Here is a 7,575-nt window from a genome sequence, read left to right on the forward strand (position 1 = left end):
GTTTCTATTGAAGCGCGGCGCAAAGTAGCCCTCACCCTGAGCTTGTCGAAGGGCGGGGGCGGACCCGTCGCGCTTGAAGCCGCACCACCCCCCTACTTCCGGCGTTGGGAGCGTGATAGGTCGGCTGCCCCGGCCGTCTCGCTTCCAAGGCTCCGATGACCACCCAGACCTTTACCGACGCCGAGCGGCGCCTGACGCTGGCGGCGCTGATGATCGTGTTCCTGCTCAGCGCGCTGGACCAGACCATCGTATCGACCGCCATGCCGCGGATCATCGCCGAACTGAACGGCCTCAACCTCTATGCCTGGGTGACCACCGCCTATCTGCTGTCCTCGACGGTGATGGTGCCGATCTGGGGCAAGCTGGGCGACATCTTCGGGCGCAAGCCCGTGTTGATCACCGGCATCTCGATCTTCCTGGCCGGCTCGTGGCTGTCGGGGCTGTCGGGCGAGTTCGGGACGGTCCTGGGCGTGCCGGGCATGGTGCAGCTGATCGTGTTTCGCGCCCTGCAGGGGATCGGCGGCGGGGCGCTGTTCACCACGGCCTTCGCGATCATCGCCGACCTCTATCCGCCGCGCGAGCGGGGCAAGTTCGCCGGCATCTTCGGCTCGGTGTTCGGCCTGGCCAGCGTGCTGGGACCGATTATCGGCGGCTATTTCACCGATCATGGCACGGTGCGGCTGGGGATCCACACCGTCGCCGGCTGGCGCTGGGTGTTCTACGTCAACCTGCCGCTCAGCTTGCTCTCCCTCTTCATGGTCATCGTCAAGATGCCGCCGCTGGAGCACCGCCGCTCGGGCAAGATCGACTTTCTGGGCGCGGCCCTCCTGATCTGCGCCTTCGTGCCGCTGCTGCTGGCGCTGAGCCTGGGCGGCCACGACTTCGCCTGGAGTTCGCCGCAGAGCCTGTTCCTGTTCGGCCTGGCGGCGGTGGCGCTCGTCGCCTTCGTGGTGGTCGAGACCAAGGTGTCCAACCCGATCCTGCCGATGCACCTGTTCCAGAACCGGGTGTTCACGACCGCCAACCTGGCCGGCTTCCTGATCTCGATGGCCTTCATGGGCGTGGTGATGTTCCTGCCGCTGTTCCTGCAACTGGGGCGAGGCGTGCTGGCCACGGTCAGCGGCATGACCATGCTGCCCCTGATGGCCGGGCTGATCGTCGGCAGCACCATCGCCGGCCAGCTGGTCACCAAGACCGGGAAGTACAAGCCGTTCATGCTGGCGGGCGCGAGCGTGCTGCTGGTCGGCGTCTTCCTGCTGCATGATCTGTCGAGGATCACCAGCCTGCCGCTGCTGTGCGGGCTGCTGGCGATCGTCGGCCTGGGCCTCGGGCCGGGCCAGAGCCTGTTCAACATCGCCACCCAAAACGCGGTCGACCCGCGCGACATGGGCGTGGCGACCAGCTCCAACCAGTTCTTCCGACAGATCGGCTCGACCGTCGGCGCGGCCCTGGCCGGCGCCCTGCTGACCGCGCGGCTGGCCAGCCTGCCCGGCGGCGGGCTGGATCTGGGCGCGCTCGAAGGAATGGCGGTCAGCGCCGCCGCGCACGGCCAGGCCGCGCACGCCGCGCCGGTCCTGCAAGGCGCCCTGATCGACGCCGTCAGCGGCGTGATGGTCGCGGCGCTGTTCGTGATCGCCGCTGGCCTGGCGGTGATCCTGATGATCCCCGCCCTGCCGCTGAAGTCCCGTCAGCCGATCGGCGCGCCCCCGACCCTGGTCAAGGACGAGCCAGCCAACTGAGCGCTACAGGAAGCTGTAGGGGTCGATGTCGATCACGACACGCACCGAGTTTGGAATTTTCGCCCGCGCCCGCCAGGCGGCCATGAAGCCCTGCAGGTCGACCTTGCGCTCGGCCCGGACCAGGAACCGCTTGCGCCGGCGACCGCGCACCAGCGACAAGGGCGCGTCGGCGGGACCGAACACCTCGACCCCCTCGGCGTTGGGGATCACCGCCGCCAGCGCCTCGACATAGGCCTCCAGCGCCGCCGGGTCCGGTCCCGAGGCGATCACCGCCGCCAGCCGTCCGAACGGCGGCAGGCCGGCATCTTGGCGCATGGCCATCTCGGCCTCGACGAAGGCGTCGCGGTCCTGGGCGGCCAGGGCCTGCATCACCGCATGATCCGGGGCATAGGTCTGCAACAGCGCGCGGCCCGGCTTCTCGTGACGTCCCGCCCGACCGGCGGCCTGGGCCAGGAGTTGGAAGGTCCGCTCGCCGGCCCGCAGGTCGCCGCCCCGCAAGCTCAGGTCCGCGTCGACCACGCCCACCAGGGTCAGGTTCGGGAAGTTGTGACCCTTGGCGGCGGCCTGGGTGGCGACGAGAATGTCGATCTCGCCGGCCGCCATGGTCTCGACCAGGCTCCGCGCGGCCTCGGCGTCCATCACCGTGTCGGACGAGAACACCGCCACCCGGGCGTCGGGGAACAGGTGCCGCGCCTCCTCCTCGACCCGCTCGACGCCGGGGCCGATCGAGACCAGCGAGTCCTTGGCCCCGCAATGCGGGCAGGTGTCGGGCTTCTTCATCGAAAAGCCGGTCAGGTGGCAGACGAGGCGACCGGTATAGCGGTGCTCGACCAGCCAGCTGTCGGTGTCGGGCGACCTCATCTTCTCGCCGCAGGCCCGGCACAGCACTAGCGGGGCGTAGCCTCGGCGGTTCAGGAACAGCATGGCCTGCTCGCCGCGCTGCAGGGTCACGGCCATGGCCTTGATCAGCGGCGGCGACAGCCAGCGGCCGGGCTCGGGCGGCGTCTGGCGCAGGTCGATCAGGCCGATCTCGGGCAGCCGCGCCGCGCCGTGCCGGGCCGACAGCCGAAGCCAGCGGTAGCGGCCGGCCTGGGCGTTGAACAGGCTCTCCAGCGATGGCGTCGCCGAGGCCAAGAGCACCGAGGCGCCCTCGATCTTGGCGCGGGCGACGGCGAGGTCCCGGGCCTGGTAGATGAAGCCCTCCTCCTGTTTGAACGAGCCGTCGTGCTCCTCGTCGACGACCAGCAGGCGCAGCTTGCGGAACGGCAGGAACAGGGCCGAGCGGGCGCCGACCACGATGCGGGCGTTCCCGCTGGCCACCGCCTCCCAGACCTGCCGCCGACGCGGCGGCGAAACGCCCGAGTGCCACTCGGCGGGCAGCGCCCCGAACCGCTGCTCGAACCGCGCCATCACCGCCTGGGTCAGGGCGATCTCCGGCAGCAGGACCAGCACCTGGGCCTCGGGGTCCTTCAGCGCCTCGGCCACCGCCTCCAGATAGACCTCGGTCTTGCCCGAGCCGGTCACGCCGTCGAGCAGGGCGGCCTGGAAGTCGCCGGCGTCCAGCATGTCCTTCAGGACCTCGACGCAGGCCGCCTGTCCGGGGTTCAGCGGGCGCGCGGGCAAGGACAGATCCGGCTGAGGCAGGCCGCGCTCGGGCTCCACGAAGGCGACGGCGAGGGCGCCCTCGTCGACCAGGCCCTTGACCACCCCGGCCGACACCCCCGCGGCCGAGGCGAGGGCCGCGGACGACAGCTTGGCCCCCTCGGCGGCGGCCAGCACCTTCAGCCGGGCCGGCGTCATGCGCGCGGGCTGGGTCCCGGTCGGGACCAGGACCTTGTCGGGCTTGGGCGGCGGATGGCGCAGGCCGCGCAGGGCCATGGCCAGCGGCCAGCCCGGAACGTCGACCGAATAGCGCGCCGCCCAGTCGACGAAGGCCAGGACGCCCGGCGGCAGCGGCGGATCGTCCACCCGCTCCAGCACCGGCTTCAGCGGCCGATTGCCGCCGGCCCCGTCGCGCAGGGCGGTGACGACGCCGCGGATCACGCGGGGACCCAGCGGCACGGTCACGTGATCGCCGATCGCCAGGTCCAGCCCGTCGGGCTCGGCGTAGTCGAAGGCCTCCGGCAACGGCATGGGCAGCAGGACGGAGGCGATACGCGGCATGGCGGGAACCTTTTGCCGCCAAACCATCCCCAGGTCGAGAGCCTGTCCCGCCCGATCGTCAAGCCGACATTAACCGTCTTCAGGCTTGATCAGGTCTTCAGTTTACGAACGGTGGGGCTGGTGATGAGTGACCCGACGCGCGCGGCCTTGAAGGCGACCGTCGACCCGGACAGCGTGCGCGCGTTCCTGCGCACCGAGCCGGAATTCCTGCGGCGCGACGAGGGCCTGCTGGACGAGTTGGGCCTGAAGGTCGCCGCCGACAATGTCATCGATTTCGGCCCCAAGGCCCTGGCCAAGGCCGCCGCCGCCCACAAGCGCGAGGCCAGCGTCCGCCAGGCGATCGAGGCCAACGCCCGCGCCAACTATTCCGCCCAGGCCCAGACCCACGCCGCGGTCATCGACCTCTTGGACGCCCGCAACCATTCCGACCTCGCCCGCCGGGTCGACGAGATGGCCAAGCTGCGCTTCGGCCTCGCCGCCGGGGTCATGGCGCTGGAGGGTCCCTCGCGCGTGCCGGCCGGCTGGTGCGCCCTGGCCGAGGGCCAGACGGACCTGATCCTGGGCGACGCGCCGATCGCGCGGATGGGCTTCTTCGCTCCGGCCCTGCCGCTGTTCGGCGACCAGGCCGAGACCGTGCGCAGCATGGCCCTGGTGCGCCTGGCGATCTGGGAGCCGCGCCGCGAGGCCCTACTGGCCTTCGGCTCGAAGGACCCGGAAGGCTTCACGCCCGACATGGGGACCGAGCTGGTGAACTTCCTGGCCCGGGTGGTCGAGCGCACCGCCGAACGCTGGCCGGTGCTGTGACCGCCCGCCAGGCATACCAGGCCTGGCTGGACTACCTGACGCTGGAGCGCCGGGCCTCGCCGCGCACGGTGCGGGCCTATGGCGACAACGTCCTGGCCTATCTCAACTTCCTGGAGACCCACCGGGGCGAGGCCCTGAGCCTGTCGGCCCTGGGCGAGGTCTCGGCCGCCGACCTGCGCGGCTACCTGGCGTTCCGCCGGCAAGGGGGAGAGCCCGGCGAGGACGGCCTGGCGCCGCGCTCGATCAGCCAGGCCCTGTCGTCGATCCGGGCCTTTCACCGCTATCTCGACCAGCGCCACGGCGTCGCCAACGCGGCCGTCGAGCTGGTGCGCGGGCCGCGCCTGAAAATCGGCCTGCCGCGCCCCGTCTCCGAGGACCAGGCGCGAGACCTGATCACCGAGGCCGCCGAGGACACCGAGCGCGAGCCCTGGGAGACCGCCCGGGACGAGGCGGTCCTGACCTTGCTCTGGGGCTGCGGCCTGCGGATTTCGGAAGCCCTGTCGCTGCGGATGGCCGACGCGCCGTTGGCCCAGGCCATCCGCATCACCGGCAAGGGCGGCAAGACCCGGATCGTGCCGGTGCTGGACGCGGTGCGCGAGGCGATCGACGTCTATCTGAACGAACTGCCGTTCGCCCTGGCCCCCGACGAGCCGCTGTTTCGCGCCAAGCGCGGCGGGCCTTTGTCGCCGCGCCACGTCCAGGGTCTGGTGCAGACCCTGCGCGGGCGGCTGGGCCTGTCGGATCGGGTAACGCCGCACGCCTTCCGCCACGCCTTCGCCACCCATCTTCTGGGAGCCGGCGCCGATCTGCGCGCGATCCAGGATCTGCTGGGCCACGCCTCGCTGTCGACCACCCAGCGCTACACCCAGGTGGACGCGGCGGGGCTGCTGGCCGCCTACCAAGCCGCGCATCCCAAGGCGTGATGCGCGCGAAGGGTGTCTCGCGACCCGATTCGGGTGCGGCCGACTGTCGCGAAAGCCCTCCGAACCTGGAGCATTAACCGCGACTTTACCGGCGAAAGACGTCCTAGGTCCTGAAAAAGTTAGCGTTCACGACCGATCGCCGACGAGGCCCAGATGAAGTTCGACAACCTGAAGATCTCAACCAAGGTCGCGTTGCCGGCCTTCATGCTGGCGCTGGTCGCCCTGGCGATCGTCGGGATCGGGACCTGGGAAGCCAAGACGGTCGAGTCGAACATGCGGCTGCTGTCCGAGCGCCGCGCGCCGGCGGAACTGGCCTCGTCCCGCTTCAACCGCCGGATCCAGACGATCGGCTACGCCGCCTATCGCGTGGTCGCCTATACAGGGTCGTCCGCCGAGGCCAAGAGCGCCAGCGCGGACCTGGATAGCGCCTATGCCGAGGCCAAGAAGCAGCTGGCGGTGATCAAAGCGAACGAACCCGCCGCTGGAAAGATGGTGGCCGATTTCAGCCAGCGCCTGGACCGGATCTATACCAGCGCCCGGCAAGGCGCCGACCTTGGCCTGCAGGACGTGGATGAAGCGGCGCTGATGGTCATGGCCGTTATCAATCCCGATATCGCCGCCCTCACCAAGGACGTGAACGGCTTCACGACCAGCCACAACGAAGAGACCAAGGCCATGGTCGAGGCGGCCTCGAAGCAGGCCGCGGCCGGGACCATCTTCTCCATTCTGTTCGGCGTCATCGCCGCCGGCGCCGCGCTGGTTCTGGCGCTGTGGATCGGCTCGCGCAAGATCGCCGCGCCCCTGGCGTCTCTGGCCAAGACGATGGAAACCCTGGCCCAGGGCTCGATCGAGGTCGCGGTGAACGGCGCGGACCGCAAGGACGAGGTCGGGGCCATGGCCCGCTCGGTCCAGGTCTTCAAGGACAACGCCGTGGCCCTGCGCACCGCCGAGGCCGCTCAGGCCCGCGCCAACGCCGAGGCCGAGACCGAGCGCCGCCGCGTGCAAGAGATCGCCGAGGCCGCCGCCAAGGAGCAGGCGCGGGTCATGGAGATCATCGCGGAGGGGCTGAACCGCCTGGCCGACGGCGACCTGACCTATCGCCTGGATCAGGACTTCCCCGAGAGCTACAAGCGGCTGCAAAGCGACTTCAACGGCGCGATCGTGCAGCTGGAAGAGACGATGCGCACCATCGTCCACGCCGCCAGCGGCATCGGCGCCGGCTCCGACGAGATCGCCGCGGCGTCCGACGATCTGTCGCGTCGCACCGAGCAGCAGGCCGCCAGCCTGGAAGAGACCGCCGCCGCGCTGGACGAGATCACCGCCACGGTCCGTCGCTCGTCGGCCGGCGCCCAGGAAGCGGCCAAGGTCGTCGGCTCGACCCGCAACGACGCCGAACGCTCCAGCGTGGTCGTCCGCAACGCGGTCGAGGCCATGAACCAGATCGAGAACTCGTCGAAGCAGATCAGCCAGATCATCGGCGTCATCGACGAGATCGCCTTCCAGACCAACCTTCTGGCCCTGAACGCCGGCGTCGAGGCGGCTCGCGCCGGCGAGGCGGGCCGCGGCTTCGCGGTCGTGGCCCAGGAAGTCCGGGCCCTAGCCCAGCGCTCGGCCGAGGCGGCCAAGGAGATCAAGACCCTGATCTCGACCTCGTCGCAGCAGGTCAACGAAGGCGTCAGCATGGTCGGCCAGACCGGCGAGGCCCTGCAGGCGATCGTCGCCAAGGTCGGTGAGATCGACGCCCTGGTCGGCGAGATCGCCGCCTCGGGCCAGGAGCAGGCCACCGGCCTCAACCAGGTCAACGCCGCCGTGAACCAGATGGATCAGGTGGTCCAGCAGAACGCGGCCATGGTCGAGCAATCGACGGCCGCCGCCCATTCGCTGAAGGGCGAGGCCGGCTATCTGGTGCGGATGATCGTCCGGTTCCGGGTCGGCGGCGCGTCGAC

5 protein-coding genes are annotated in these 7,575 nt (G+C 70.3%); 4 read left to right on the forward strand and 1 reads right to left on the reverse strand.

Annotation, left to right across the window (positions count from 1 at the left end):
- Positions 1-155: 155 nt before the first annotated feature.
- Positions 156-1,739, forward strand: a complete 1,584-nt coding sequence (locus tag Q0V34_RS16670) for an MDR family MFS transporter (protein ID WP_297514092.1) — start codon at positions 156-158, stop codon at positions 1,737-1,739.
- A 3-nt stretch (positions 1,740-1,742) separates the two neighbouring features.
- Here Q0V34_RS16670 and Q0V34_RS16675 read toward each other — a convergent pair whose 3' ends face one another.
- Entirely contained in the window at positions 1,743-3,902 is a 2,160-nt protein-coding gene (locus Q0V34_RS16675) for a primosomal protein N' (protein WP_297514094.1), read from the reverse strand.
- Positions 3,903-4,025: 123 nt separating this feature from the next.
- Between Q0V34_RS16675 and Q0V34_RS16680 the strand changes: the two genes are divergently transcribed.
- The 3 genes from Q0V34_RS16680 to Q0V34_RS16690 all read left to right on the forward strand — a co-directional run.
- Complete coding sequence (locus tag Q0V34_RS16680) at positions 4,026-4,706, forward strand: DUF484 family protein (protein ID WP_297514097.1); 681 nt, start codon at positions 4,026-4,028, stop codon at positions 4,704-4,706.
- The gene (locus Q0V34_RS16685; RefSeq protein WP_297514100.1) at positions 4,703-5,629 is read left to right on the forward strand and encodes a tyrosine recombinase XerC; all 927 of its coding nucleotides are present in this window, start codon (positions 4,703-4,705) and stop codon (positions 5,627-5,629) included. Before Q0V34_RS16680 ends, Q0V34_RS16685 begins: the two co-directional genes overlap by 4 nt.
- Before the next feature lie 153 nt (positions 5,630-5,782).
- The coding region (locus Q0V34_RS16690) for a methyl-accepting chemotaxis protein (RefSeq protein WP_297514103.1) at positions 5,783-7,575 on the forward strand (1,793 nt) is incomplete at its 3' end.

Origin of the sequence: uncultured Caulobacter sp. (assembly GCF_947036865.1) — a bacterium.
GTDB lineage: Bacteria > Pseudomonadota > Alphaproteobacteria > Caulobacterales > Caulobacteraceae > Caulobacter.

Bases quoted from the DNA above. Each gene is read 5' to 3' on its own strand.
- Q0V34_RS16670 (WP_297514092.1), top strand. From the start codon at position 156: ATGACCACCCAGACCTTTACCGACGCCGAGCGGCGCCTGACGCTGGCG.
- Q0V34_RS16675 (WP_297514094.1), bottom strand. From the start codon at position 3,902: ATGCCGCGTATCGCCTCCGTCCTGCTGCCCATGCCGTTGCCGGAGGCC.
- Q0V34_RS16680 (WP_297514097.1), top strand. From the start codon at position 4,026: ATGAGTGACCCGACGCGCGCGGCCTTGAAGGCGACCGTCGACCCGGAC.